Source organism: Shewanella sp. SM87 (genome assembly GCF_025653705.1).
Taxonomy (GTDB): Bacteria; Pseudomonadota; Gammaproteobacteria; order Enterobacterales; family Shewanellaceae; genus Shewanella; species Shewanella oncorhynchi.
The window spans coordinates 24904-49923 of record NZ_JAKKSC010000011.1 but is presented as its reverse complement, the minus strand read 5'-3'; the positions used below and the strand labels follow the sequence as shown (position 1 = coordinate 49923).

The window sequence follows — 25020 nt, the reverse complement described above, 5'->3', positions numbered from 1 at the left end:
CCAGATACCGACTAGAGTTCGGCCTGTAAATACCCAAAATGTCGGAAAAAGCAGATAAAGCACCGCACTCAAGGTTAAGCTCAAATCAACCCTTCCCTAAAAAAGTTTAATTCCAAGGGCTATTTCACTCGCAGATATTTTACAGTAGATCCGGCAACATCTATCATACTCAGACATATTTCTACTTAAGATCACTCCTATGCACCGCTACCTCGCTCTCGTGTTTGCCCTGCTAATACCACTACTGAGCCTTTCATCCCAAGCGCAAACTGAACCTGTCGCTGCAACCGAAAGCCCATTAAGCACTCCTGTAACGCTCAAGGCAGAACTGGCAATGCTGCAACAGGCTATCGATACGGATATACGTAAACTAAAAAATGCCAAAGGCGAATTGAAGACAATTGTTGAATATCGAATTCAAAACAAAACCTTACAGTTACGTAATAAGATTAAAGATCTGCTCGAAGCAACACCAATCGACAAGGCTTTTCTGCAGCCATTAATCCAAGGACAACTTAACTACATCCAACAAATTGATGCTTATATCGATGTCAACATTAGTAAATTGGAACAGCAATTAGGTTCAAGCACAGATGATGCGACTCTGCTGGAAATATCAAAGCGCGAATTAGAAAAAGACACCTATTACAAGCAACAACTCGAGACGCTCACTTGGCTCGAACAAGTTGGCCAAGATATTAGCGAAGCACAAAAATCACTGATGCAAATTTTAGTAGCACGTGCCGATACGCTAGAAAGTTTAGTGACTTATACCCAGCAGCAACTACAAGCAGCAATCGATATCGCAACCAATGCAGGTAAAGATGTCACTTCGGCGCAAACCAGCCACGTAATGATGCTAAAGGAACGCTTAGCACAGAATAGTCAGAGCTTAAATATCGACATCAGCCTACTCGACGCCTTAGGCCATGATACCGCCGCGCTGAAAAAGACACTCTTTAGTGTTTCAGGTGATATAACTCAAGATGTGTTGAACTTTGATGTGGCATCAAGTCTCGTTGAGCAGTGGCTAAATACGGCACAAGAACAAGCGATTAATCACGGCCCAACCGTCGTGTTTAAGTTATTTGTTTTCTGTTTGATCTTGTTTATTGCGGGTCTCGCCGGCAAGTTAGCCAAACAGATAGTGAAAAATACCGTTAGCAATTCTAAGTTGAATTTAAGTAAGTTATTACAAGACTTCTTCACCTCGCTATCAGGTAAAGCCGTCTTTACTATCGGGCTGTTAATCGCCCTTTCACAGCTTGGGATCGAACTTGGTCCCCTGCTCGCAGGCTTTGGTATCGCGGGTGTAATTATTGGTTTTGCCCTGCAAGATACCCTGTCGAATTTCGCCTCAGGCATGATGATCTTAATTTACCGTCCCTATGATGTGGGCGATTTGATCAACGCCGCTGGCGTCACCGGACGCGTCAGTCACATGAGCCTTGTCTCCACCACGATTAAAACCATGGATAACCAACGTCTTATTATTCCTAATAATAAGATTTGGGGTGACACGATTAACAACATCACAGCTGAGCATCAACGTCGAGTCGATATGACCTTTGGGATCAGTTATAGCGACAGCATCGAACAGGCTGAAGCGATTCTCAAGTCCATCGTCGAAGCGCATCCTAAGGTACAACCATTACCAGAACCGACGATTAAACTACATCTATTGAGCGAATCTTCGGTCGACTTTATCGTTCGCCCTTGGGCAAAACCGGAAGATTACTGGGAAGTGTATTGGGACATTACCCGCGAAGTGAAAATGCGCTTTGACGCCGAAGGGATCAGTATTCCCTTCCCACAGCGTGATGTGCATATCTATCAAACTACGAAATCACCGCTTTAAACCAGCGTTAAATGAGAGAAGAAGGGCGTTGCAATGAGCTCGCCCTTATTTTTTATCTCTGGCCTATAAATCTCTGCATCAAGTGTTAGCCTAAGCCGACTATCTCACCTTGCGCATCAATATCAATTTTTAAGTAACCCGGTTTCAGCCCAAGTCCTGGCATAGTCATCACATTCCCCACCAAGGCGGTAATAAACCCCGCACCAGCATGCAAGACTAAACCACGCACTGGGATCTCAAAGTCCTGAGGAACGCCCTTTAAGCTAGGATCGTGACTAATTGATAACGGCGTTTTGGCCATACACAGGGGCAAATGTCCATAACCTAATACGGCCAGCTGCTGCGCCTGTTGTTTGGCCTCGATAGAAAGGCTAACGCCCGCTGCGCCATACCCCACTTCGGCTAAGGTGGATAACTTAGCCTCCAATGAGGCTTCATCTGAATATAACAGCTTGAACTGACTCTCGGTTTCAGCGGCGCGAACCACAGTCTGCGCTAAGGCGACAGCGCCCGCCTCCCCTTGGCTAAAAGCATCGCTGACCTCACAGCCAAAGGCGCTGCTCGCGTTAACAGCCGCAGTTAGCCATTGCAACTCGGCATCAGTATCAATGGCGAAACGGTTAATGGCAACCACCACAGGAATACCATATCGAGCCACATTGTTGATATGCCAGTTTAAATTTTCAAAGCCCGCTTCGAGTCGAGCCTGATCTGGTAGATTGATATCTGACGCAGACACCAAACCACTATTGGCCTTCAGCGCTTTTAAAGTAGTGACCAGCACAGCGGCAGCGGGCACCTGACCCGATTGACGCACTTTGATATTACAGAACTTTTCAAAGCCCATATCTGATCCAAAACCAGCTTCAGTCACCACAAAATCCGCCAGTCTGAGGGCGATATCATCAGCAATAATGGATGAATTACCGTGGGCAATATTGGCAAAGGGTCCCGCATGGATCAGGCAAGGTGAACCATTTAAAGTCTGCATTAACGTCGGCTTTATCGCATCCGCCATGATGGCCGTCATCGCACCAGCGACACCTAAGTCTTCGGCTGTGATCACTTGCCCTTGAGTATTTAATGCCAGCACTAGACGACCTATTCGCGCCCGCATATCCGCCAAATTATGACTTAAGGCTAAAATCGCCATTAACTCAGAGGCGGCGGTGATATCAAAACTGGAGGCGTACTCTGGGCCATTATTATCGCCTAAGCCCACCTGGATTTGCCTAAGACAACGATCGTTGTGATCGACCACTCGGTGCCAACGGATCTCACTGGGATCTATATCCAAAAACGCTTGCCCAGATTGCGCCTCAAATTCCGCCTTACCTAAGCGCGCTTCATGAAATAGCCGCGCCGCAATCGCTGCAGCCCCTAAATTGTGGGCACTGCTCACGGCATGAATATCACCCGTGAGATGCAAATTCATCTCCTGCATGGGTACCACTTGCGCATAACCGCCACCCGCAGCACCACCTTTCACCCCAAATACAGGCCCCATGCTGGGCTGGCGAATACAGGCACAGGCCTTTTTACCTATGGCATTTAACGCTTGCGTTAAGCCAATGCTCGTCACTGTTTTACCTTCACCGTGAGGCGTAGGCGTGACTGCGGTGACGATAATCAATTTTCCTTTGCGTTGCCCAGCTAAACGCTGCAACACACTGAGCTCGACCTTGGTTTTAGTGTGACCAAATTGCATCATCTCTTCGGGTAATAGACCTAAGTCGGCGCCCAGTTCATTAATGTCTTTTAGGCTAGCGCGATTCGAAATATCCATATCTGTCAGCATGCGTCGATTTCTCCCTTTCAAATACGCTTTGGTTTAGTATGAGGGGTTGCTAAGCACAACACTCATTGAATAGGGCGGATATTAGGTGATTGGCTTTAAGATATATAGCCATCGAAAGGGTTAATGAGCGATTCCTTAATCTGCATCAAATAATCTGTCCTGCGTTCGAGCGGCTCAAGAGCGCCGTCGCCGCCAATGAGATCGAGCTCAGTCATTAGCAATGGTTCAGTATCTGGTAGGCATCTATGGGTCACAGCGTACCTTGATTTTTGTTTCTCAAAAGCAACAACCATAAACAACAACGGCGCCAGAAGGCGCCGTGGTTGTATGTATTATTGAGTGCGGCTTAAAACTGCACATCGCCACTTAAATGAGGTCGACGGCCTTTGCTGTCACGTAATTCAAATACCATATTATTAGCATTCTGCTCATAGCCAAATCCAACATCGGCAGGCATCAACAGTGGCAGTTTAAAGGTCACATCCACAGTAAATGGACGATCGCCAATGCTTGGCATCAACTCCGCCAAACAACGGGCCTTAGACCACATACCATGGGCGAGCACGCGATCAAAACCAAAACGCTTTGAGAGCACAGGATGCAAGTGGATCAAGTTATAGTCACCAGATGCCTTAGCATAACGACGACCTAAATCTTCACTCAAACTCCAGCTTTGTGGCGTTTCCCACGCCATATCAATGGCTTTAGGTGGACGAACCCGACGTCCAGCAACATCGATACGATATAAATAGGTGGAAAGCGATTCCCAAACGAGTTCTTCACCCACAAACGCCTTAGACACAAATTCAAACTCTAAGCCAGAATCCGTCTCACGGCTTGTGGTCAAGGCACACTCGAGGGAGAAAGTCTCGTCAACCGTTACAGGGCGATACACTTGAATGCGGTTCTTTAGGTGGATCATCCCAAGCAGTGGGAAAGTGATGCCATCGTGGGTAAAAATCACCGCATGCAGGCGAAATGCCATCACGTACAAATAGGTTGGCGGCAGCACTTTACCGTCAAATTGAAAACCACACACCTGCGCATATTGGCTTACTTTAGTTTCAGACACAGTCACATGCGGCGCAGTCACCTTTATATAGGGCAGCGGTTGCTGATCCCAACCCGGCTTACGGCCAAAGAAGATCTTGCGATAAAGAGAAAACAGCGACGGCATCGCGTTCAATTCAACACAATATGCATTATTCAAGTCTGAGTACCTTTTAATTAACTATCCCTTGGCACATAAATGCATTGCCATAAATTACCCCGCACAGACGAGTAACGTCTGCTCAATCAAGTTGATAACGAGTGTAAAACAGGCAGTGCTGCGTCTTAATAAGGGCTGATGCTGACTCTCCGAATGGACAACTATACCCAAACAACCTGAAAATGCAGGATTCAGCGGGAATTTAACGCACTTTAGGCAAGGCCCTTTATTGCTCCTGCATAAATGGCATTCACGCCATCCATGGCGATTGCGGTTATTTGCGGACCTAGCGGGCTAAGTTCAAAATAACCAACACAGCATAAAGTGCGTTAAAACCCGCCGGGACGGAGCGCCTAGGGCACTTCACTTCCGTGTTGCATCAATTCAAAAGGTGGCCGACATTCTGTCATTGATGCGCCTTGAATTGAAGCATCCTAGGCGCTCTGAAACTCGTATCTTCAGGTCGCTTGGGTATATAGAGTCAGGTTTGGCGAAAACGGCGTGATTATAACCCAGAGCACAGAGTTCTGTGTATCCCTAAGTTTAGTAGGAATAATTACTACTAATAAAATCAATAGATTAAAAATTAACGATGCAAATTTATCCATCTCAACTCGGCAATAACATCTCCAGAGTGCGAAAAATTTACGACTGTGCCACACTATCGTTCCACTCTCTTTAACCTAGTTATCACGTGCAAGATAAGAATTTTGATAAGCTCGCGCAAAAATTTGCGAAAAACATCTATGGTACGCCCAAGGGCGAAATTCGTGCCGCTGTGCTATGGCGCGACCTCGTCCCCGCGCTGGCAAAACTGGGGGATAAAAAACTCAGAGTATTAGATGCGGGCGGTGGTTTTGGTTACTTTAGCCAAAGATTAGCGCGCCTCGGCCACGAAGTTGTACTCTGCGACATCTCTGCTGAGATGCTGGCTCAAGCCAAAGAACAAATTGATGCCTCACCTGAACCATTAGCTATCCAGCTTATCCATGCGCCTATCCAAGCATTATCGGTCGATAACCATGGCTATTTCGATATTATACTGTGTCATGCGGTCGTTGAATGGTTAACGGATGCTAAGCCCACTGTAGCGGGTTTACTTACTATGCTAAAACCCGGCGGATTATTCTCTTTGATGTTTTACAACAAAGAAGCCATGCGCTTTCATGCTTTAGTGTCGGGCAATTTCGATTACGTCGCCGCTGATTTAAAAGTGAAGAAGAAAGTGCGACTAACTCCCACTCATCCGCTTTATATTCAAGAAGTTAAAGATTGGTTTAGCGAGTGGCGAATGTCGCTCATCAGCCAGTCTGGCGTGCGTGTAATCCACGACTATTTGAAAAAGAGTCAGCCCGCGGATTTCGACTATCACAAGCTGCTACAAATGGAGCTGGAGTACTCGCAACGCGAACCCTATATTTCCCTCGGCCGATATGTGCACTTTTTAGGGCAAAGCTTTGCAGTGTGAACGCGCGTCGTTACAAACGCACTGCCTAAACGATTACTGACAAGTCTGTTTCCAGCAGGCGCTCACTTTGGCGCCTGCTTGCTCTAGCAATTGCACCACGCTTTTATCCCCCACCACATGGCCAGCACCAACCACCACAAACAAAGGTGAAGTCACGTCAGTCGAGCCCATTAATTTTATAATGCCATCGGCCATCACATGGTTTCGCTGCCAGAGGATTTTCTCTAGCATTTTAGTGTCGCCCTCGCCGCCCATTTGCTCCTGCATTATGGTATCAAGCTCAGTTTCATTACCTGAACGCCAAGCCGTTATTAACGATAAAAGCTCCGCATCCGATGCGCTAATCGCCTCACGCACCATAGACCACTGCTCTTGACTATTAAAAGACGCTAACAATTGAAATTGTGACTCGGCGGTTTCCAACGGATACACAGGCAAAGCCGCATATCGAGCCATCAACTGCATATCAACGCCATAATCCGTGCTGTAACCTAAGTCGTTATAACGCAATAAGTTAACTTGAGTAGCCTGCAGCCAAGGTGCAAAAGATTGTATCGACTGACAAACATTTGCCGTGGCCGCGCAATAGGGCGTCATGCTCTCGACCGTTTGCTTATCTCGGCTCTGCCAATCTAAACCCTTAGTTTTATCCGCGCGGCCGTATTGTTGCAGTAAGGCTGTGCTATCGACTTTATTGATATCGACTTCTACAACTAAGCCCTTAGCTTTACCCAACGCGGTTTCAATTTGGGTGGGTAAAGGATAAAAGTCGGCACGTCCAATATGAATCGAACCCAGCAAATACGCGCTCTTGCCTTGCCATTGCACTTGATAAAATGGTGGTTTATCGGTTTCTGCGCCCACCACTTTTGCGCTCAAACCCGCTAACGCCATAAAACAGATTGATGCAATTAGTCGCCATTGGCTTGTTGCCATATCCTTTGCCCCTTATAATTCCTGCAAATTTTGCAATGAGACGCTGTTATGCCACATACCAAGGTTATAGAGCAACTGAAAGAAAATCTTCAAATCGCCTATCGCCAAGCCATAGACGCCGACGCTAAGTTAGATGAGCTAAAGAAAGCTGGCCATGGAAACTTCACCAGCATATTCACGGCAGAACAAGGTTTTATCGCTTCGAGTAATCGCTTTCTGCCCTATGTGCAAGAGTTGGTCGATGACTTAACTCGCATGGAAGAGCATCAAACGCTCGATCCTAAAGAACTCGAAACCTATGTGCGTCAGTTAGGCGCATTACTGCAAACATTGCAGGCCTTTAAGAAGCAAAGCTAAACCGAGATTAGGGGCTGAAACTCATCTTAGATTTCAGCTCTTTCCATAGCATATCTAATCAAGCCCACCAACACAGATAGATAGCACTAAGCTTCCCCAAAACTGTCATCATTTTGTCATTTCTAAGTCATAGACTCCGCTCACATAGACGAAGGGGCTGACGTAATGACAAGTTTAGATCTGGCTAAAGAGCTCGATAAAATAATCTCTAAAGCGGCAATCAGTCCCTTATTTCAGCCAATTTTCAATATATTAGAACATAAAATTCATGGTTTTGAGGCGTTAAGCCGTGGCCCTGAACACAGCCCGTTATACTCCCCAGTCCCGCTATTTCAGACCGCCGAACATCAAGGTAAATTAAGCGAGCTAGAAACCCTTTGTCGCCGTATTTCACTCGAGCAATTTAAGTTGCGTCAGTTTCAAGGCAAGCTGTTTATCAATATCTCGCCCAAGGCATTGTTAGATCCCGCCCACCCCAAGGGCATGACCTTACAACTGCTGCAACAACTTGGCATAGCGCCATCACAGGTTGTGATTGAACTGTCAGAGCAATATCCCGCCGATGATATCGATTTACTCAAATCCTGCTTAAATCACTATCGTAGCCAAGGTTTTTTAACGGCGATCGATGACTTAGGTGCAGGTTATTCGGGTCTGAGACTCTGGTCAGAATTGTCACCTGACTATGTCAAAATCGACCGTCACTTTATCCATCAGATTGATTCGACTCCAGTCAAACAGGAATTTGTCCGCTCGATTGTGGAGTTATGCCAAAGCTTAACCTGCAAAGTGATAGCCGAAGGAATTGAAACGCAAGAGGAATTAGCCGTACTCAAACAACTGGGTATCGTCTATTGCCAAGGCTACTTACTCGGTCGTCCAGAAGTGCTCCCCTGCCGCGCGATGAAAGCGACCTTAGTGCCGAGCAATACTCAAATTCAACCTAGATACAGCGAATCGGCCGAGAGCCTGTGCACGAGCGCCATAACCGTAGTGCCTACACTTAAACTCAAATTTTTAAGTGACACCTTTATCTCGCAACCTGCATTACAGGCGGTTGTAGTGGTCGATAACCAGTTGCCACTCGGTATTATCAGCCGCGCGACCTTACTTGAACTCTTCAGCACACCCTATGGTCGCGCCTTACATGAAAATCATGCTGTGAGTGAAGTGATGGACCCGCAAGTCATCCAGATTGAGGCCAACGAACCATTATCCATCGTAAGTCAATTACTGACCTCAGAGAGTGCTAATACGGTAGCGCAACAGTTCATTATCCTTCGCCGTGGTAAACTACTCGGCATAGGCCATACCAAGGATCTGCTACAAAGGATCACAGAGCACAGAATTAAGATGGCGCGCCATGCAAATCCTCTTACAGACTTGCCGGGTAATGTGCCCATTCAAGAGGAATTAAAACGCCTTAAGATCCAAAAGAAACATTTTTATCTAGCCTATTTTGATCTGTGTAACTTTAAGCCCTATAACGATATTTATGGATTTTGCCGTGGCGATGAAGTGATTTGTGAAGTGGCGAATCTGTTACTGAAGTATAAAAGCGACAATTGCTTTGTTGGCCATGTCGGCGGCGATGACTTTGTCATTATCAGCACCTGTGAGCATATGATCAGCCGTTGCCAGCGAATTCTAGCGGATTTTGAAACCCATAAGCATTTATTTTATAGCGCAGATCACTGGCTGGCCCAGGAAATGCTCGCCGACGATAGAAAAGGTGAAGCCTGTTACCATCAATTGATCAGTCTGTGTGTAGGCATTTTACCACCCGCACTCACCTTTAACGCCCATGAACATAGTCTATCGACCTTAAGCGCTAGGGCAAAAAAACAGGCAAAATCCGCAAATAACGGATTTTACCTGTTAGAAAATCATCTAATTATCGACACTCAGGCACTAACAGCATAGCTAAACAGCTTTAATACTCAGCATTAGCGACCGATATGAGATATTAAAGTTGTGGTGCAATCGTCTTCTTTAACCACTCGGTTAACATTTTGGTTTCATACATAAAAGGTTTATCATTTAAAGATTGGATCCCATCCATGAACCCCATATTCGACAGTTTTTCATCGCCCGCGATAATCACTTTATCGTTTTCCATGACTTGATAAGAAAAAGTCATACGTGGCGGATAAATGTCTTTGATAATGCGTAAATCATTGGCGGTCGCACCAAATGTTGGACGCATATCACCCGCAAGATCAACATCGGTAATGGTCATTTCAAGCTTTTGATTTGGCTTTAAAATCTTCGCAGCTTCTTTATTGATGTTTTCAGTTAAGGTCTCAAATAAGCGTTTCTCATAACGGGATTGGAGCTCCCCTGATGATTTTATATCGCGATAATCTTTAGGACTTTGCCAAACAATTTTAACCACACCATCTTCGGTGACGGGATCCACAGGCGCTTCATCGGCCGCCCAAGCCGCACTGCAACTTAATACACCTGCGAGTAAAAGGGACTGAATTTTCATGTTTGCCTCCAAGGCCTAAATAACTTTCTGAGAACCACAGTACAAAATCTAACCTGAACTAGAGCTTAACGCAAAACTGATATAAGTACAGCAAATGTGCCGTAAGCTTTTGTATAATTGAGTAAATATTATTTAACCATCACAACCGATACGTATCTTTTTGTATCGGAATTGCACCAAGTAAGTGCATAGTTATCAATTTGTGAACATTTCACGCGCATAACGACAAAAAAAGCGTTATCCTTCCGCTATTGTTTACATTGCCCACTTAATAAAAAATGAAATTCCCTGTTGTACCTGTGTTCATTCTTATCCTGTTTACCTGCGTCGTAAGTGCGATTTGGTTTATCTCCCCGAGTGACAAAAATACTGGCCCTAAAACTTGGTCAGCCTTTATCTACAACCATGGCTATGATTCAGGAAAATATAAAAAAACCGATAACTTTGACAGCTATAATACTTGCCGCGATTTTGCACGCGAACAATCTGCCTTCTACGACAATGTGCCTTGGGAATGTGGATCTATGTGCCAGTTCGATACTCGTAAGCAAGGATTTCAATGCGAAGAAATGAAGAATGAGCACTAACTAACCATTCAGTATAGGTTCAATATTTATACAATAAACTCAGCTCCTCACAGTACAACTCGTTTTCTTTACCGTCTAAGGATGCACGATTTAGAACTAACGTGTTAAACGTAATTTTTAACTTGGAGCTTACCTATGAACCTAAACACGGCTTATCTATTCAACCCATATTCACCAAAACTCGCTTTATTGGCACTGCTGACAATTGGAACGAGTATCAGCCTTTCAAGCCAAGCTGCACCATTGACCATCAGCCAGCAACAGGCTGTTACTGTTCATTTGAGCAAATTGGCTCAGGTGCAAAATGCGGCTGAACATCAAATGACAGAGCAGCTTAAGCAAGATTTTAGTCAACAATTAACGGCGCAAGAACATGAGTTTATGAGCGACATCTGCCCTAAATACGGCATGACCTTCGATGTCACTACCAACGCTTGCTTACGCTCGTAAGGTATTGCCAAGATTAAAATGGAAAACGGGCGCTGAGCTCAGGGTATTGCAGCTTTAAATCCTTGGGCTTAGTGCTAAATTTTTTACCCACGGGCGTCGCCTTGCCCGATGGCATAAAGGGCAGTTCCTCACCGGTTCTATCTTCGTATAATTGCCCTGCGATAAGGTCGTATTCATCTACAAAAGGGTAAGCATAGGCATCTCGCTCTGGCCAAGCGACTAAACGTGCTAAAGTGTCAGGCTGATTAACCACACCTTCGAAAATTTCTTTACCGAGTGAAATCAAAAAACACCTAAACTCGGCAAAAGCATATTCAGAATCACAGCCCGTAATAATGTAAGCCGCCCCCCAAACAGACCACAAATAACTACGGCGCATCTGCTGACCAAAGATTTTATCGAAAGCTTTTAACTCTTCATTACTCAATTCGGCAAGTTTCTGCTTCAGTGCTTGAGTCAAAGACTCCTGTGATTGTGCCGCTTCCGTTCGCGTGACTAAACCCCAAAACTCAACTTCTGTCATAAACGTCACCTATTAGAGCCTCTAGCAAAAAGGCATATTCTACACGATATTACGGTTATACTGGACTCGGATTAGGGCATTTCCTACACTTGCTCATCTTCTTTGCTACTGGTGTGCACTTCAATCTATGCCTAAACGTCTTATACTACTGATCACGTTATATTGCCTCTTCAGCATTGCTGCACTTTGGCGTACTGTGATGACTCAATCCCTAGATGTATTCACCCTAGGTGTCCTCCCCGTGCTCGTTGGCATACTCATACGCGCGCCGTGGTCTAGCTTAGTGTTGAAGATTTATATTGGCATGCAAACCTTAGGATTCTCGGCTCTGGGGATTACAGCAATTATTGCCTATCGCATTACCCCTGAGGATGTAAAAGTGGTTGTTTCTGGCCACAACATTCCTATGTTGCCACTCACAGTGAGCATTATTGTTATTTTACTCGTGCAGTATTGGATCGCATTTTCTAAGGTCACGAGACACTATTTGACCCGCCAAACTCAGTAATGGACTTTGTTGCTAAGCTGTTATCAATAGCGTAGCTTAGCGACCCAGTAAAATACTTACGACTCTTAACTTGAAGTAAACTATGAGCCATTTATCGCCCAGCGAACTTTCCATTCTTTTGGTAGAACCTTCAGAGACACAGCGTCGAATTATTATTCAGCGCTTACAACAAGAAGGCATTCTCAGCATTCAAACCGCAGAAAACATAGAAGCGGCTAAAGATATTATTGCTCGCCATAAACCTGACCTTATTGCGAGCGCCATGCATTTCGATGATGGCACTGCCATCGATCTCTTGGGCTACTTAAGGGCCAACGCTGACTGCAAAGATATCCAATTTATGCTGGTCTCGAGTGAGTGCCGCCGTGAGCAACTTGAAATATTCCGCCAATCGGGTGTAGTAGCGATTCTACCTAAACCCTTCAGTGCCGACCATTTAGGTACAGCATTGAATGCCACGATTGATTTACTCAGCCACGATGAACTCGACCTGAGTAATTTCGATGTACAAGATGTGCGTGTATTAGTGGTCGATGATAGCCGTATGGCAAGAAACGTCATTAAACGTACGATTGGTAACTTAGGGATGAAGCTGATTACCGAGGCCGAGGATGGCGCGCAAGCCATAGCGTTAATGAAACACAATATGTTCGACTTAGTGATCACTGATTACAATATGCCGAGTGTAGATGGGCTAGCTTTGACACAATTTATCCGCAATGAAAGCCAACAATCACACATTCCCATCTTGATGGTGTCTTCCGAAGCCAACGATACCCACCTCAGCAATGTATCCCAAGCGGGTGTAAATGCCTTATGTGACAAACCCTTTGAACCCAAACTTGTTAAAAAATTACTCTATCAACTGTTAGAAGAATAAAACCAGAATAAAACTTAAGTCACGAACTGAGTAAATATTCTGCGCTTTACTGAACATCCTGCTGCACGCTAGACGCAAAAGGCTTTCCAAGTGCTAAACCTTATGGCATGTTAGGCACGCTTATTTCAAATAAATCTACGGAAAGAAGAGACAATAAAAATGAACAAAACTGAACTAATCGCCAAAATTGCAGAAAATGCCGATCTAACGAAAGTAGAAGCAGCACGCGCATTGAAGTCTTTTGAAGCAGCTATTACCGAATCAATGAAAAATGGTGACAAAATCTCCATCGTAGGTTTCGGTTCTTTTGAAACAGCGACTCGTGCCGCTCGCACTGGCCGTAACCCACAAACGGGTAAAGAAATTCAAATTGCTGAAGCGACAGTGCCTAAGTTTAAAGCGGGTAAAACCCTACGTGACAGCGTAAACTAAGTTATAAAATTCAATACAACGCCTCCATTGTGAGGCGTTTTTTTTGCCCAATCCCAGTGAAGCACTGAATATTTTTTGCACAACAAAAGTGCGCCTCTGCCCCACAAACTGGCAAATAAAAACATTTCATTAACATTGCAAGTTCTAATACCTTGTTTTACATGGCATTGTAATAGTGGCATGTGATTAGCAAATCCTTCCTTAGAAAAAAACCAAGATGCACTAATGAACACAGCTGACTTTGAGTGTGCCAATGGTGAATCGATAAATAAGTCAATCGAGGGGATGAGCATGAAGAAATCACTGTACAGCGTTTTGGCCTTATCGACGGGAATGTTACTGGCAGGCAACGCCTTTGCAGCCGTATCAGGCAACATTGGCGGTACCTCTAATTATCTATGGCGCGGTGCGACCCAAACTAAAGATGCGGTCGCAATCCAAGGTGGCCTTGACTACAGCCACGATTCTGGATTTTATGCGGGAACTTGGGCATCGAATGTGGATTTTGGTGATGATACTAGCTACGAGCTTGATCTATATGCGGGTTATGGCGGCAGTATTACCGAAGACATCAGCTACGACTTTGGCTATCTCTACTACGCCTATCCAGACGCGCCAGGCAGTATTGATTTTGGTGAGCTCCATGCTGCTGTCACGTGGAAATGGCTCGAACTTGCTTACTCCCAAGTCATCAATGCCGGTGACGATCTGGCCGCCGATCCTTTAGATAATAAAGATCTCAGTTATCTTGCCGCGACGGTATCCGTTCCTCTCACTGAAAAGCTGAGTTTATCAGTGCACTATGGTTACTCAAACGGTGATGTCGTCCAATCTTGGTTTGGCGAAGATAATTATGCCGACTATAACGTGACTCTCAGTGCAGATACCAGCATAGGCACAGTGTCATTTATGGTCTCAGATACCGATCTCACCGATGATGATGCCAAACTAGTACTCGGATATTCCTACAGTTTTGATCTATAGGCTCTAAGCATAACAAAACGCCACCTTAAAAAGTGGCGTCGTTTTATCACAATCACCTACTAGGCAATAATTGACCTGTTCGTTTTACGGGCCGCAACCATTTTCTCGATATACTCAACAATGGGCTCAGTCACTGAAATCCCTGTTGTTTGCTCAATCCCTTCAATGCCAGGCGCCGAATTAACCTCAAGGATCAGTGGACCACGGTTAGAACGTAAAATATCTACTCCCGCGACAACCAATCCCATCGCCTTCACAGCGGCAATAGCCATCTTACGTTCCACTGCAGTGATTTTAACCACCTCACCACAGCCGCCCAAATGCAGATTGGAGCGAAAATCACCCTCAGGTCCTTGTCGCTTCATCGAAGCAACAACCTTGTCACCGACAACAAAACAACGAATATCACTACCATTGGATTCTTTAATGTATTCCTGTACTAAGATATTCGCTTTGAGCCCCAAGAATGCTTCAATCACGCTCTCAGCAGCCGTTTTAGTTTCAGCGAGTACGACACCAATCCCTTGAGTGCCTTCGAGTAATTTAATGACTAACGGAGCGCCGCCCACCATATTGATGAGATCTGGGATATCATTTGGCTTATTGGCAAAACCCGTCACTGGCATGCCAATCCCTTTGCGGGAAAGTAGTTGCAGTGCCCGCAATTTGTCCCGCGAACGCGCAATGGAGATTGAATCATTCGCGGCATATACACCCATCATTTCAAACTGACGTACAACGGCACAACCATAAAAAGTCACGCTAGCATGAATACGCGGAATGATGGCATCAAACCCAACTAATTCAGTACCTTCATAATGAATGCTAGGTTTAATAGAATTAATATTCATGTAGCAATTCAGCGTATTGATCACGACCGCTTCATGTCCACGACTTTGGCAAGCCGCGACTAAGCGTTGTGTTGAATACAACTGGGGGAATTGGGATAAAATACCTATTTTCATTGCTGAGTGACCAACTTAAGCATGAGTGAATAAACCGTTCTGCGGCACCAAAAGCACAGCGACAGAAAAAGGGGCTGATATTTGTCTATTGCTCAGTGTAAAGCAAGAAAATATTCCTCACCAGACGAAATCATTATGCTAATGAAATACTTCAAGACCTATCACATTCGGAACTCGTTTAAATTAACAGCGGCAAAATATACTTAGCCTCAAACTCCGTTGCATCTAAGGGACGAGAAAATAAATAACCTTGTAATACAGTACAATGGCGAGAAGTACAAAACTCAGCCTGCTCAATTGTTTCAACGCCCTCAGCTACTGATATGACATTAAACCCATGGGCGAAGTTAAGTAATGCAGCGAGCAAACGAGTGTCTTTATCATCCTTATCATAGGAAGCGACAAAGCTTTTATCGATTTTCAGCACGCTAATGGGAAACAATTTGATATGTTCTAAGGACGAAAAACCCGTCCCAAAATCATCGAGGGCAAAACGCACCCCTAACTCGGCGATTCTATCGAGCATTTTGGCATGTTCATGGGGATCTTCAATAAGGCAATTTTCAGTAATTTCAAGCTCTAATGCTACAGCAGGAAGTCCTGTCTTAGTCAGCGTACTCGCTATTTTATCAAACAGGTTCTCATTTCCAATTTGCGATGCAGACAGGTTAACGGCAATGGTGAATTCTTTCCCTGTTGGCTGTAATTGGGTTAGCCAACTCAATGCCTGTGTACAGGCTTGCTCAAGTACCCAGTCATCAATGTCCTCCATTAATCCGATCTCTTCGGCTATGGGTAAAAACTGATCTGGGGCGATAATACCATCCACAGGATGCTGCCATCGGATAAGGGCTTCCATCCCCACCAGCTGATGGGTTTTCGCATTCACTTGCGCTTGATAATGAACCTTAAATTCATTTCTTTTTAAGGCAGTACGCAAACTCGACTCGATATGATTACGGTAACGCACCTCTTTATCTAAAGCTTCTGAGTAAAACTGAATCTGGTTTCGGCCCATTTTTTTAGCGCGATACATAGCAATATCGGCACATTTCATCAGCTCAGAACTGTTCGAAGCCGCTTCATTATAAAAAGCCACACCGATACTGGCACCAATAAGCACATCGTTATCACCGAGACAAAATACGTCCTCAAACACTTTGAGCAATCGATTAGCCACAATCATAGGGAAATATTTATAATCATTATCAGTGACTAGCACGACAAATTCGTCCCCACCTAAACGGGCAATAATGTCGCCATCTCGTAGTACTTCACTTAATCGAGCGGCTACTTTAACTAAAAGAATATCCCCCGTCTGATGGCCTAGAGTGTCATTGATCGCTTTAAAATCATCTAAATCGAGTAAGATAACGGCTAAATAGTCGTGACAACGTTTGGCCCTTGCTATCGCTCGATTAAGACAAAGTTCAAAACCATAGCGATTAACCAGCTTAGTCAACGAATCGTGTTCAGCTAGCTCTTTTAGTTTTTGGTGACTATTACGTAACGCCAACGCCATTGAAGATCTTTGTTTCGCATAACGAATTGCACGGGTTAGTATCCGCGAGTTGACCTCATCTTTAAGCAAGAAGTCCTGTGCCCCTAGTTCAATACAGCGTTGAGCCAGTTTCTCATCTTCATAGCGACTCAGCATAACGACTACAGTCTGGTCTTGCGTCATGGCATTGAGCTTGATCAACACTTCTAAGCCATTAGCATCGGGTAATAAATAATCCAATAGAATACCGTCAAAATGACGTTCTAATGCGAGATTTAAACCATCAAATGCACAATTTGCTTCGACCACATTAAAAGTCAACTTTGACTGTCTGAGTGCTCGGATGATCGCAGTTCTATCAACTTCATCATCATCGATCAGTAGTAAATCCATATACTCACCTTATGCGGATGGGAGCTCCACTATTCGCCAATAACCTTCAAGCATATTAAAAATATTGTTAAAACCGTCTTTCATATCAGTTTTAACCATGTAACCAGCCACATGATGGCTATAGGCTTTCATCCTATCTTCATCGGTACTCGACGTGGTGAGCATAAAAACGACAGACGAAGAAAGAGAAGGATCTGAACGTATTCGCTCAAGGAACTCAAACCCATTCATTCTTGGCATATTAAGATCGAGCAAAATAAGATACGGACCTTTGATCGTGTCTAAACTCGTTAGAATAGTTAATGCTTCGATCCCATCTCGAGCACGCACTAAGGGATTGAGTAACCTCAATTGTCTCATCGCCCGCTGCACGGCCATGTAATCCACGTCATCGTCATCAACCAATAAAATGGTGACCTGTTGATAGTGATTTGCTGCGCTCATAGAAGCTCCTTTTTCACTATTTGCTTAGGCCAACTAAAGCAAAAACAACAACCTCGGCCCTGCGATTTAAGCTGAATCTCTCCACCTAAACTTTCAACCGTTTTCCTCACAAGTGATAAGCCTAAACCACTGCCTTCAACTTCATCCCTTGGTTTAAGTGTTTGAAACATCTCGAAGACTTTTTCATGATATGAGCTTGATATCCCCGGACCATCATCTATCACACTGAATCGATACTGCTGATCAACCGCCTCACATGAAACCGTAATCACACCTGTACCTAAGTCATGGTGTTTTATGGCGTTACTGATTAAATTTCGTATAACTAATTCCAACAATGGCCTTACGGTATAAAAATTTGGAAATTCACCTTTTAGGACTAATTCAAATCCCTGTGGCGGCGCGACGAGCGCAAACATGTCTTCAACCAGTTGCCGACTTTTCACTTCAGTAGTTTCGGTATCGACACGACCAATCCGAGAAAACATCAATAGTCCATCGAGTAATAACACCATTCGATGAATACGACTTTGGATAAGCCCTAGGTATTTCTGTACATTTTCATTGGTGTTATCGACTAAATCCTCTGATAACCAAGAGGTTAGCTGCTCGATACCACGTAAGGGGGATTTCAAATCATGGGAAGCAATATAGGCGAACCTGTCTAATTCTTGATTGATACGCTCAAGCTCAAGCATATGTTCTGCACGCTGAACTTCAATGCGTTTACGTTCAGAGACATTGTTAATTGTCGCGAGAATAGAAATGCCATTACTAAAATGAATAGGCGTCAACCCCACTTCAATTGCGAGTCGACTGCCATCTTTGCAACAGCCAAACAGGTCATCCCGCATCGACATATTTTTCGCAATAGGCTGCACTAAATAGTTACTCATGTGCTGCTGATGAGCATCCCTTAGGGTTTCGGGCAATAACATATTGATGGAACGACCGAGTAACTCGTCTCTGGTATAGCCGAACAAACGTTCAGCATGGGTATTCACTAAAGTAATAAATCCAGATTTATCCACCATAAATAGCGCACTTGGAGAGGCTTCAATTACTAATCTAAAGCGTTTTTCGTTAGCAATTAACTCTGAAGTCAGTAAAGACTCCTTATATCGATTACGCGCCATAATTAACACTGAGTAAAACAATGCCAAAATAAAACCACAACCGATAAATTGGAGCCACATACCTTGGGTCTGTTCCGCTCTCGAGATAAAACGCGATTGTGATGAAATGTCTAAGCGCCACAACTGCCCTCCAACTAAGTAAGTCTGTGAGTGATAAAACACATCCTGCTCATTCGGGGTCACTTTGCTGCTGGTAAACATTAAACTGTCAGCGCTAGCCTGCGGACTTTCATAAATGGCAAGTTTCAAACCTGAGAATCGCTCCCCCATAATCCCTTGCATGAGGTCATCCATCCTAAACGCTGCATACACAAGTCCAAACACGTGCTGTTTACGCTCAGCCTCTGTTGTTGTGGTGCCTTGATAAAGCGGTAAATACATTAAAAAACCCGCTTTAGCATCATCAGAAGTATCTTGAACTAATACTACTTTGCCAGAAACTGTCGGCAGTCCAGTGGTAATAGCGCGAGTGATGGCTTTATATCGATTAGACTCGGAGCACATGTCATAACCCAAGGCTCTTTGATTACGCCAATCAAAGGGTTCTAAGTACACAATCACGCAATACTGATCACGCATTCCTTCTGGGTAAACTTTATAGTCTTTAAAACCTTCAGCTTGAACTTGTTGGATGTGCGCACTTAATGCTTCAGGTTGAAGTAACTGAGCATAGCCAAAACCTTGAAAACCTGGATAATACTCAGATAAATGAGCATTGATGACATAAGTTTGCCATTCCTGTCGTGTCACATTACTCGACGATAATAATAAGCCAACGCCACCACGTAAGACTTGCTCATAGGCAAGCATTCTGCGATTCACGGCTTCTGTTAATTCTTGAACGCTATTTTCGAAACGCTCTTCACCTCTATCCCTAAGATATTGCTCAAGCACATACCAAGAGATCCCCATGAAAAGTAAGGCAGCCACTATCATCAGCCAGCTAGAGCTCAGCACGCTAAAGTAGATATTATTAGATGGGGGGAGTGATTTAGAAAACTGATCCTTGTCCATGTAAGCCAATTCCCTAGCAAACGATTAACAACAAACACTGGTACAAGTGTTGTTGTAATTATGACTAAATTCAAGTTTATCCTACTATTTAACTCGGAATTAACCCGAATATATCTATGACTATACAGTGCTCTTAATCACAAAATAAGCAAAAACTAAATTAATCAAATATTCAATTGCTGTCTCGGGCCTACGCCAAACAGCAGTAAGCTGAATCATCCGACTCACGGGAAGAATTTTTCACCCTAACTCACAAAATTATTTGCTTTTCTACCATACTCTTTTTAGTTAGAAAGTCGTTAGGAACAACAAGAGGAATTCGTTATGGCTCATATTACTGAAGTCGTGCCCAACGATACTGAACTTGAGGCAATGACCACACCAAGAAACAGCAAAGCCGCCGAGGCAATGCAGCATAGACGCGAAGTCAAAAAGCGTTTAGAAGACTACCTCGAGCGGGCGGAGTTAAAACGTGCATTAGGAGATGACGATTTTTTCTAGCCAATTCTATCTCGCTATCTAGTGGTCAAAATGATGGGATGATGATCTCAGTCGGTGATCATTTGTTTCGAACTCGCTGAGTTTTGGCCCACTAAAATCGAATATCTCACCCAGCCAATAATGCTGGGTGTGACTCTGCTTTAGCTCACTAACCTCCAGATTTAATATCGCGTCATCACAGTCATTTTTACCACTCTTGTCGGCTTGAGTTTTGATTAACAAGCATTCAGCCTGAACACACTCAAATAACTCATCGCTGTCATGCTTTGCTCCAATCAATCTATTTCTATATCAAGAACAAAGCAGCTTTAATGTCATATCAATAAAATATTATTAAACAGATGGTTACTTATTTATGTCCCATAGACATAGCGCTAGAATTGTAACAAGTGCACCAAAATGATTCACAAAATCGATAACAGCTAATTTATTTAATCGGTATATTTTCTCAGCTAGCCTGCGAATCAATATGAATAAATGAGGTTTAAGGCTATGATTAGCCACATCTCTCTCGCTGAAATTACCTGCAGGATATACGGGAATGTCTGAGTCGTTAGCCCAATATCAACAAGATCTACGCCGTTTTTCCGATGAATTAATTCGCATTCAAACGCCAATAAAAATTTTAGATGCCATTAAATGGCCGCGGGAAATGGAGGAACGTTTTCTCTCCAATAAGGGCACGGTACTTCCGGCTATCAAGCAAGAGTTTTATCAAAACATTGCTTTACCTTTTGATCCTGTTAAAACCCAAGCTGAGCTAGCCTCCCTAAAACAGGACATCCATAGACGTTTGGGTAAACGAGACAAACTCGGCAAGATATTAGTGGCAAACGTCGATCAGTATCGCCTTGTCATTGATATGTTGGGGAGCAGAGGCACGCCAACCTTTGGTAAGCTCAGCCAAGAATTGTACGGCAGTGCTAGCCATAAACTGCATGGCGATCGCCATACCTTGCGCCAGTTAGGCGATAAACTCAGCTACATTTTCTCGCTGCCCGCGGCGAGGCACATGAATAAACACCACCCTAAAATTATTAGCGCGCCAGAAGCGGTTAACGTTCTCAGCCAACGTTTAGAAAAGTACTTCCATAGCGATGATATGCGTGTACGCCTTAGTGACGGTATCGTCTCTGACGCTGCAGTCGGTGGCGACACTGTTAAGCTCAATAGCAAAGCAATGTTCAGCGAATCGGATCTTAATGTATATGAAGTTCACGAAGGTTGGGTGCATGTTGGCACGACGCTAAACGGCCGAGCTCAACCCCACGCCACTTGGCTCAGTGTCGGTTCTCCGCGCGTAGCAGCAACCCAAGAAGGTCTAGCCGTTTTACTGGAAATGCTGACGCTAAGCTCAAATCCAGGACGGGCTCGGCGAATTAGTGACCGTGTTGCCGCGGTCGATATGGCTGAAAATGGTGCTGACTTTATAGAGGTATTCAATTATTTCAGAGGATTGAATCTAAGTGCGACAGACAGTTACCGTGTCACCCAAAGGGTTTTCCGTGGGGGTATGGTGGAAGGCGGTAGTTTCTTCACTAAGGATATTTCCTATGTACGTGGCTATGTGGAAAACATTAACTTTATCCGCAGCGCCATAACCTCAGGCCTTCCTGAACTCATCCCTATGCTATTCCTCGGTAAATTGGCGATCGAAGATATCCCCGTGTTATACCAAGCTTGCCAAGAGGGCATTCTGACTACGCCTAAATATCTACCGCCCATGTTTGATAACTTTAGTGGCCTTTATGCTTGGTTTGGTTTTGCATCAGGTTTAGCAGGAATCGATTTGAAAGGTGTACAGCGCCATTTCACTCGCTTATTTAAAGACGTACCGAATGTCGTCCCCGCCTTTGAGTTACTCGATGATACTGAATTTGACAACAACTCGGACTAATACAGTAACCTGATTGATTTAAAATAAAAAAGCTCACAACTATGTGAGCTTTTTATAAAACTAAACACTAATCTTCGATAGAAAAACCTTCACCATTACATTCAAAATACAACTCACAGGCAGGATAACTCGCTTTGCCACACGTGTAGAAAATAATGGCATTTCCACCCAACTTTTGAACTTGTACTTTCAACTCTTTTAAGGCTTCCACACTAACTGCGGCAGTGCATTTAAATCCAATCGATCACCCTGGGTCGCAATTGCTATAGCCTTTGGTTTAGTCTGAGGATCTTGGTTAATCACATCGACTAATCCATGCTGCGCCTCGGGTTCTCCATGGACTAAAATTAACGGCGGCTGGCCTTCAAAATGGTGATACCAACGTAATAACTCTGCTTGATCCGCATGGGCTGAAAGTCCACCCACTGTGTGTAACGTAGCCGCTACTTTAATGCTGTTACCATGAATAGACAGTTCCTCAGCGCCATCGACGAGGGCGCGCCCCGGTGTTCCAAGCGCTTGATAACCACAAATAATCACATCACATTCTGGGCGCCATAGATTATGCTCTAAGTGGCTACGAATACGTCCACCGTTACACATGCCGCTCCCTGCGATAATGATCAATCCCTTATGCACGTCGTTCAGCGCTATCGACTCTTCGGTCGTTTGGATAAATTCGACATTCGACAACAGCGGATGCTGCCCAGGATGTTGGCGGGTAAAGCGTTTAAAGTCCTCATCCATCAGCGGATAATTATTAACGTAAACGCGGGTCGCCTCAATTGCCATCGGACTATCTAGGCAGATTTTCCAACGGCCGAGATCCCATTCTTTAGCATATAAATGAAATAGATATAATAACTCCTGTGCTCGTCCAACCGAAAAAGCAGGGAGCAATATATTGCCTTGGCTCTCGTTGACTGTCTTAGCAAAAATGGCTTTCAATTCAGCTAAGGTATCCGTCCAACTGCGGTGAAAACGATTGCCATAGGTGCTTTCCATTAAGACTAAATCTGCCGTATCCACTAAGGTAGGATTACGTAAAATCGGCATACCTGCACGGCCAAGATCGCCACTGAAGACGATTTTCTTCTGGGATTTGCCCTCACCTAACCACAACTCGACTAAGGCGGAACCTAAAATATGCCCTGCATCTGAGAGGCAAATATCCACATGGGGAATAACCCGAGTCACTTGACCATATTCCAATGGTACAAATTGAGTTATCGCGAGTTCAGCATCTTCAACGGTGAATAGCGGTTCTAGGGGTTCAAGATCATGTTTAGCACGCTTTTTATTGACTCTTTCGGTATCGCGGGTCTGCAGCATAGCCGCATCTTTGAGCATGATAGCGCACAGCTCTGCCGTGGCTTTATGGGTGTAGATAGGCCCATCAAAACCCGCTTTGACTAAGAGTGGTAAACGCCCAGAATGATCGATATGGGCATGGCTAAGCACGACAGCAGAAATAGACTCAGGATCAAATGCGAAGGGATCATGATTACGCAACTCATCAGATTTACCACCTTGGATCAAACCACAGTCGAGCAATAAGTGTTCATGATCAACCGAGAGTAAATGACACGAACCTGTCACTTCCGCTGTCGCCCCTAAAAACTGCAATGTCATTCGCATGGTGTCCCTCCAAGGTGTTTATCTCATATAAAGATAGACTATGCCCTTATTCCTAAAACAAAAAGGATTAATTAGTCACGTGCGAGCAATGTCAACTTTAGCTGTAATGCTTAGTCATCAATAACCTAACAATGGGTACAACTGACCTTGACGTACCGTTTTGCCAGCGCTAGCAATAGTGCCATCGCGCAGCCATTGTTCGAGCAAGATCTGCAAAGGCTGTTTGACTTCTGCGGCCGTCATTCCAGCGCTAATACTTGGGCTATAGAGTAATTTAAGCAAAATAAAATCGAGCCCGGTGAGTAAGTCCTGCGGAGTTTTGTCGTTAAAGATGGAGGGAAATACTTTCTCTGAATCATTAGGTAAACCAAGCACTTGAGTAATCTCTTCCACTACGCAAGCCACTAACTTACCGTGCATTTTGGCTTGATCTACAGGAATAATAATCCAAGCACGTTCAATCTCTTGCCGTGAATTGAGAGCAAACTTTGCCATACACACAGAGCCATGGACATTTTTCGCCGAGCTCGGTCCCATTAAGCGCATCACCTCACTTGCCCATAGGGATTGACGGGTAAACACTAAGTGCAGATTCGCCTCAGAGAGCGTATCTACCCGTTGAATATCGAGGCCGGTGATCTTGCCTAAGTGTGTTAAGTGCATCAACACTAATTGAGTGTGCAGCGCCTTATCACCCACTTGATGCTCAATAAACACTCGTACCGGTATGCGCCACTTACGCACGCTATGTTTAGCAAGGTCATACTCATTTTGTAGGGCGACTTCACTAAATGCTTGGGTGATATAAGCGGAGTTTTTCCAATCCGTAGCGGGCGTTAATACTTGGGTTAATCCGGGAGATGTTTGAGCAGCAAATAAAGGTAAAGCTAATAAACTTAGCGTTAGAAAAAGCCCTAAACGAAACAGACGTGCAGTAAAAAATAACCAACTGTAGAAACGTGTTAATACCCTAAGCCACTTTTGCATTGGCACTCATCCCGCAACTTGACGAGGTCACTGAATCAAAATCATAGCAGTGATACTGATAA

The 25020-nt window shown here is 44.4% G+C and carries 23 protein-coding genes; 12 read left to right on the top strand and 11 right to left on the bottom strand.

What is annotated here, in order from left to right:
• Positions 1 to 199 precede the first annotated feature (199 nt).
• On the top strand, positions 200 to 1858 hold the full coding sequence (locus L5M11_RS10865; protein WP_263192076.1) for a mechanosensitive ion channel family protein: 1659 nt from the start codon (positions 200 to 202) through the stop codon (positions 1856 to 1858).
• Positions 1859 to 1943: 85 nt separating this feature from the next.
• On the opposite strand, the gene L5M11_RS10860 is transcribed toward L5M11_RS10865, so the two are convergent.
• Entirely contained in the window at positions 1944 to 3656 is a 1713-nt protein-coding gene (locus L5M11_RS10860; RefSeq protein ID WP_263163658.1) for a formate--tetrahydrofolate ligase, read from the bottom strand.
• A gap of 346 nt (positions 3657 to 4002) precedes the next feature.
• Positions 4003 to 4833, bottom strand: a complete 831-nt coding sequence (locus tag L5M11_RS10855) for a MaoC/PaaZ C-terminal domain-containing protein (protein ID WP_106651707.1) — start codon at positions 4831 to 4833, stop codon at positions 4003 to 4005.
• Positions 4834 to 5560: 727 nt separating this feature from the next.
• Between L5M11_RS10855 and L5M11_RS10850 the strand changes: the two genes are divergently transcribed.
• Positions 5561 to 6334, top strand: a complete 774-nt coding sequence (locus tag L5M11_RS10850) for a methyltransferase domain-containing protein (RefSeq protein ID WP_219234758.1) — start codon at positions 5561 to 5563, stop codon at positions 6332 to 6334.
• Between the two features lie 33 nt (positions 6335 to 6367).
• Here L5M11_RS10850 and L5M11_RS10845 read toward each other — a convergent pair whose 3' ends face one another.
• On the bottom strand, positions 6368 to 7270 hold the full coding sequence (locus L5M11_RS10845) for a TraB/GumN family protein (protein WP_263171808.1): 903 nt from the start codon (positions 7268 to 7270) through the stop codon (positions 6368 to 6370).
• A gap of 48 nt (positions 7271 to 7318) precedes the next feature.
• Here L5M11_RS10845 and L5M11_RS10840 point away from each other — a divergent pair, with 48 nt between their 5' ends.
• Positions 7319 to 7627 (top strand): prephenate dehydrogenase, encoded by a 309-nt coding sequence (locus L5M11_RS10840; protein ID WP_105250305.1) that lies wholly within the window; start codon positions 7319 to 7321, stop codon positions 7625 to 7627.
• A 165-nt stretch (positions 7628 to 7792) separates the two neighbouring features.
• Positions 7793 to 9550: a GGDEF domain-containing protein gene (locus L5M11_RS10835; RefSeq protein ID WP_263182568.1), complete on the top strand. Its 1758-nt coding sequence runs from the start codon at positions 7793 to 7795 to the stop codon at positions 9548 to 9550.
• Positions 9551 to 9593: 43 nt separating this feature from the next.
• Here L5M11_RS10835 and L5M11_RS10830 read toward each other — a convergent pair whose 3' ends face one another.
• Entirely contained in the window at positions 9594 to 10118 is a 525-nt protein-coding gene (locus L5M11_RS10830) for a DUF3016 domain-containing protein (RefSeq protein WP_131523944.1), read from the bottom strand.
• 278 nt (positions 10119 to 10396) lie between these two features.
• Here L5M11_RS10830 and L5M11_RS10825 point away from each other — a divergent pair, with 278 nt between their 5' ends.
• Together L5M11_RS10825 and L5M11_RS10820 are read left to right on the top strand one after the other, a co-directional pair.
• Positions 10397 to 10705, top strand: coding sequence for a hypothetical protein (locus L5M11_RS10825; RefSeq protein ID WP_105250308.1), 309 nt, complete (start codon positions 10397 to 10399; stop codon positions 10703 to 10705).
• A gap of 135 nt (positions 10706 to 10840) precedes the next feature.
• Positions 10841 to 11155, top strand: coding sequence for a hypothetical protein (locus L5M11_RS10820; protein WP_263182570.1), 315 nt, complete (start codon positions 10841 to 10843; stop codon positions 11153 to 11155).
• Between the two features lie 13 nt (positions 11156 to 11168).
• On the opposite strand, the gene L5M11_RS10815 is transcribed toward L5M11_RS10820, so the two are convergent.
• Positions 11169 to 11678 (bottom strand): DUF4240 domain-containing protein, encoded by a 510-nt coding sequence (locus tag L5M11_RS10815; RefSeq protein ID WP_113939178.1) that lies wholly within the window; start codon positions 11676 to 11678, stop codon positions 11169 to 11171.
• A 127-nt stretch (positions 11679 to 11805) separates the two neighbouring features.
• Here L5M11_RS10815 and L5M11_RS10810 point away from each other — a divergent pair, with 127 nt between their 5' ends.
• The 4 genes from L5M11_RS10810 to L5M11_RS10795 all read left to right on the top strand — a co-directional run bounded on the left by L5M11_RS10810 (position 11806) and on the right by L5M11_RS10795 (position 14482).
• A complete protein-coding gene (locus tag L5M11_RS10810; RefSeq protein ID WP_105250311.1) occupies positions 11806 to 12186 on the top strand; it encodes a hypothetical protein in 381 nt (126 codons plus the stop codon).
• 82 nt (positions 12187 to 12268) lie between these two features.
• On the top strand, positions 12269 to 13066 hold the full coding sequence (locus L5M11_RS10805; RefSeq protein WP_105250312.1) for a response regulator: 798 nt from the start codon (positions 12269 to 12271) through the stop codon (positions 13064 to 13066).
• 159 nt (positions 13067 to 13225) lie between these two features.
• On the top strand, positions 13226 to 13498 hold the full coding sequence (locus L5M11_RS10800) for an HU family DNA-binding protein (RefSeq protein WP_006079990.1): 273 nt from the start codon (positions 13226 to 13228) through the stop codon (positions 13496 to 13498).
• A 291-nt stretch (positions 13499 to 13789) separates the two neighbouring features.
• Complete coding sequence (locus L5M11_RS10795; protein WP_105250314.1) at positions 13790 to 14482, top strand: TorF family putative porin; 693 nt, start codon at positions 13790 to 13792, stop codon at positions 14480 to 14482.
• 59 nt (positions 14483 to 14541) lie between these two features.
• Here L5M11_RS10795 and rimK read toward each other — a convergent pair whose 3' ends face one another.
• From rimK to L5M11_RS10775, 4 genes are all read right to left on the bottom strand, one after another.
• The gene (gene rimK / locus L5M11_RS10790) at positions 14542 to 15447 is read right to left on the bottom strand and encodes a 30S ribosomal protein S6--L-glutamate ligase (RefSeq protein ID WP_263192075.1); all 906 of its coding nucleotides are present in this window, start codon (positions 15445 to 15447) and stop codon (positions 14542 to 14544) included.
• Positions 15448 to 15625: 178 nt separating this feature from the next.
• On the bottom strand, positions 15626 to 17341 hold the full coding sequence (locus tag L5M11_RS10785; RefSeq protein WP_263192073.1) for a putative bifunctional diguanylate cyclase/phosphodiesterase: 1716 nt from the start codon (positions 17339 to 17341) through the stop codon (positions 15626 to 15628).
• A 9-nt stretch (positions 17342 to 17350) separates the two neighbouring features.
• Positions 17351 to 17785, bottom strand: coding sequence for a response regulator (locus tag L5M11_RS10780; protein ID WP_105250317.1), 435 nt, complete (start codon positions 17783 to 17785; stop codon positions 17351 to 17353).
• Positions 17782 to 19935 carry a CHASE domain-containing protein gene (locus L5M11_RS10775; RefSeq protein ID WP_263192072.1) on the bottom strand — a complete coding sequence of 718 codons (2154 nt, stop codon included), beginning with the start codon at positions 19933 to 19935 and terminating at the stop codon, positions 17782 to 17784. The genes L5M11_RS10780 and L5M11_RS10775 overlap by 4 nt, the downstream gene beginning before the upstream one ends.
• A 324-nt stretch (positions 19936 to 20259) precedes the next feature.
• Here L5M11_RS10775 and L5M11_RS10770 point away from each other — a divergent pair, with 324 nt between their 5' ends.
• Together L5M11_RS10770 and L5M11_RS10765 are read left to right on the top strand one after the other, a co-directional pair.
• Positions 20260 to 20436 (top strand): PA3496 family putative envelope integrity protein, encoded by a 177-nt coding sequence (locus L5M11_RS10770; RefSeq protein ID WP_006079984.1) that lies wholly within the window; start codon positions 20260 to 20262, stop codon positions 20434 to 20436.
• A gap of 541 nt (positions 20437 to 20977) precedes the next feature.
• Positions 20978 to 22333: a flavohemoglobin expression-modulating QEGLA motif protein gene (locus tag L5M11_RS10765; protein WP_263163680.1), complete on the top strand. Its 1356-nt coding sequence runs from the start codon at positions 20978 to 20980 to the stop codon at positions 22331 to 22333.
• Between the two features lie 198 nt (positions 22334 to 22531).
• Here L5M11_RS10765 and L5M11_RS10760 read toward each other — a convergent pair whose 3' ends face one another.
• Both L5M11_RS10760 and L5M11_RS10755 read right to left on the bottom strand, forming a co-directional pair.
• Positions 22532 to 23971: an MBL fold metallo-hydrolase RNA specificity domain-containing protein gene (locus L5M11_RS10760; RefSeq protein ID WP_263163681.1), complete on the bottom strand. Its 1440-nt coding sequence runs from the start codon at positions 23969 to 23971 to the stop codon at positions 22532 to 22534.
• Between the two features lie 117 nt (positions 23972 to 24088).
• A complete protein-coding gene (locus tag L5M11_RS10755) occupies positions 24089 to 24958 on the bottom strand; it encodes a DUF2927 domain-containing protein (RefSeq protein ID WP_263163682.1) in 870 nt (289 codons plus the stop codon).
• Between the last annotated feature and the right edge of the window lie 62 nt (positions 24959 to 25020).

Coding starts and splice junctions, on each gene's coding strand:
- L5M11_RS10865 (WP_263192076.1), top strand. CDS start 200: ATGCACCGCTACCTCGCTCTCGTGTTTGCCCTGCTAATACCACTACTG.
- L5M11_RS10860 (WP_263163658.1), bottom strand. CDS start 3,656: ATGCTGACAGATATGGATATTTCGAATCGCGCTAGCCTAAAAGACATT.
- L5M11_RS10855 (WP_106651707.1), bottom strand. CDS start 4,833: ATGCCGTCGCTGTTTTCTCTTTATCGCAAGATCTTCTTTGGCCGTAAG.
- L5M11_RS10845 (WP_263171808.1), bottom strand. CDS start 7,270: ATGGCAACAAGCCAATGGCGACTAATTGCATCAATCTGTTTTATGGCG.
- L5M11_RS10840 (WP_105250305.1), top strand. CDS start 7,319: ATGCCACATACCAAGGTTATAGAGCAACTGAAAGAAAATCTTCAAATC.
- L5M11_RS10835 (WP_263182568.1), top strand. CDS start 7,793: ATGACAAGTTTAGATCTGGCTAAAGAGCTCGATAAAATAATCTCTAAA.
- L5M11_RS10830 (WP_131523944.1), bottom strand. CDS start 10,118: ATGAAAATTCAGTCCCTTTTACTCGCAGGTGTATTAAGTTGCAGTGCG.
- L5M11_RS10825 (WP_105250308.1), top strand. CDS start 10,397: ATGAAATTCCCTGTTGTACCTGTGTTCATTCTTATCCTGTTTACCTGC.
- L5M11_RS10820 (WP_263182570.1), top strand. CDS start 10,841: ATGAACCTAAACACGGCTTATCTATTCAACCCATATTCACCAAAACTC.
- L5M11_RS10815 (WP_113939178.1), bottom strand. CDS start 11,678: ATGACAGAAGTTGAGTTTTGGGGTTTAGTCACGCGAACGGAAGCGGCA.
- L5M11_RS10810 (WP_105250311.1), top strand. CDS start 11,806: ATGCCTAAACGTCTTATACTACTGATCACGTTATATTGCCTCTTCAGC.
- L5M11_RS10805 (WP_105250312.1), top strand. CDS start 12,269: ATGAGCCATTTATCGCCCAGCGAACTTTCCATTCTTTTGGTAGAACCT.
- L5M11_RS10800 (WP_006079990.1), top strand. CDS start 13,226: ATGAACAAAACTGAACTAATCGCCAAAATTGCAGAAAATGCCGATCTA.
- L5M11_RS10795 (WP_105250314.1), top strand. CDS start 13,790: ATGAAGAAATCACTGTACAGCGTTTTGGCCTTATCGACGGGAATGTTA.
- rimK (WP_263192075.1), bottom strand. CDS start 15,447: ATGAAAATAGGTATTTTATCCCAATTCCCCCAGTTGTATTCAACACAA.
- L5M11_RS10785 (WP_263192073.1), bottom strand. CDS start 17,341: ATGGATTTACTACTGATCGATGATGATGAAGTTGATAGAACTGCGATC.
- L5M11_RS10780 (WP_105250317.1), bottom strand. CDS start 17,785: ATGAGCGCAGCAAATCACTATCAACAGGTCACCATTTTATTGGTTGAT.
- L5M11_RS10775 (WP_263192072.1), bottom strand. CDS start 19,935: ATGGACAAGGATCAGTTTTCTAAATCACTCCCCCCATCTAATAATATC.
- L5M11_RS10770 (WP_006079984.1), top strand. CDS start 20,260: ATGGCTCATATTACTGAAGTCGTGCCCAACGATACTGAACTTGAGGCA.
- L5M11_RS10765 (WP_263163680.1), top strand. CDS start 20,978: ATGTCTGAGTCGTTAGCCCAATATCAACAAGATCTACGCCGTTTTTCC.
- L5M11_RS10760 (WP_263163681.1), bottom strand. CDS start 23,971: ATGCGAATGACATTGCAGTTTTTAGGGGCGACAGCGGAAGTGACAGGT.
- L5M11_RS10755 (WP_263163682.1), bottom strand. CDS start 24,958: ATGCAAAAGTGGCTTAGGGTATTAACACGTTTCTACAGTTGGTTATTT.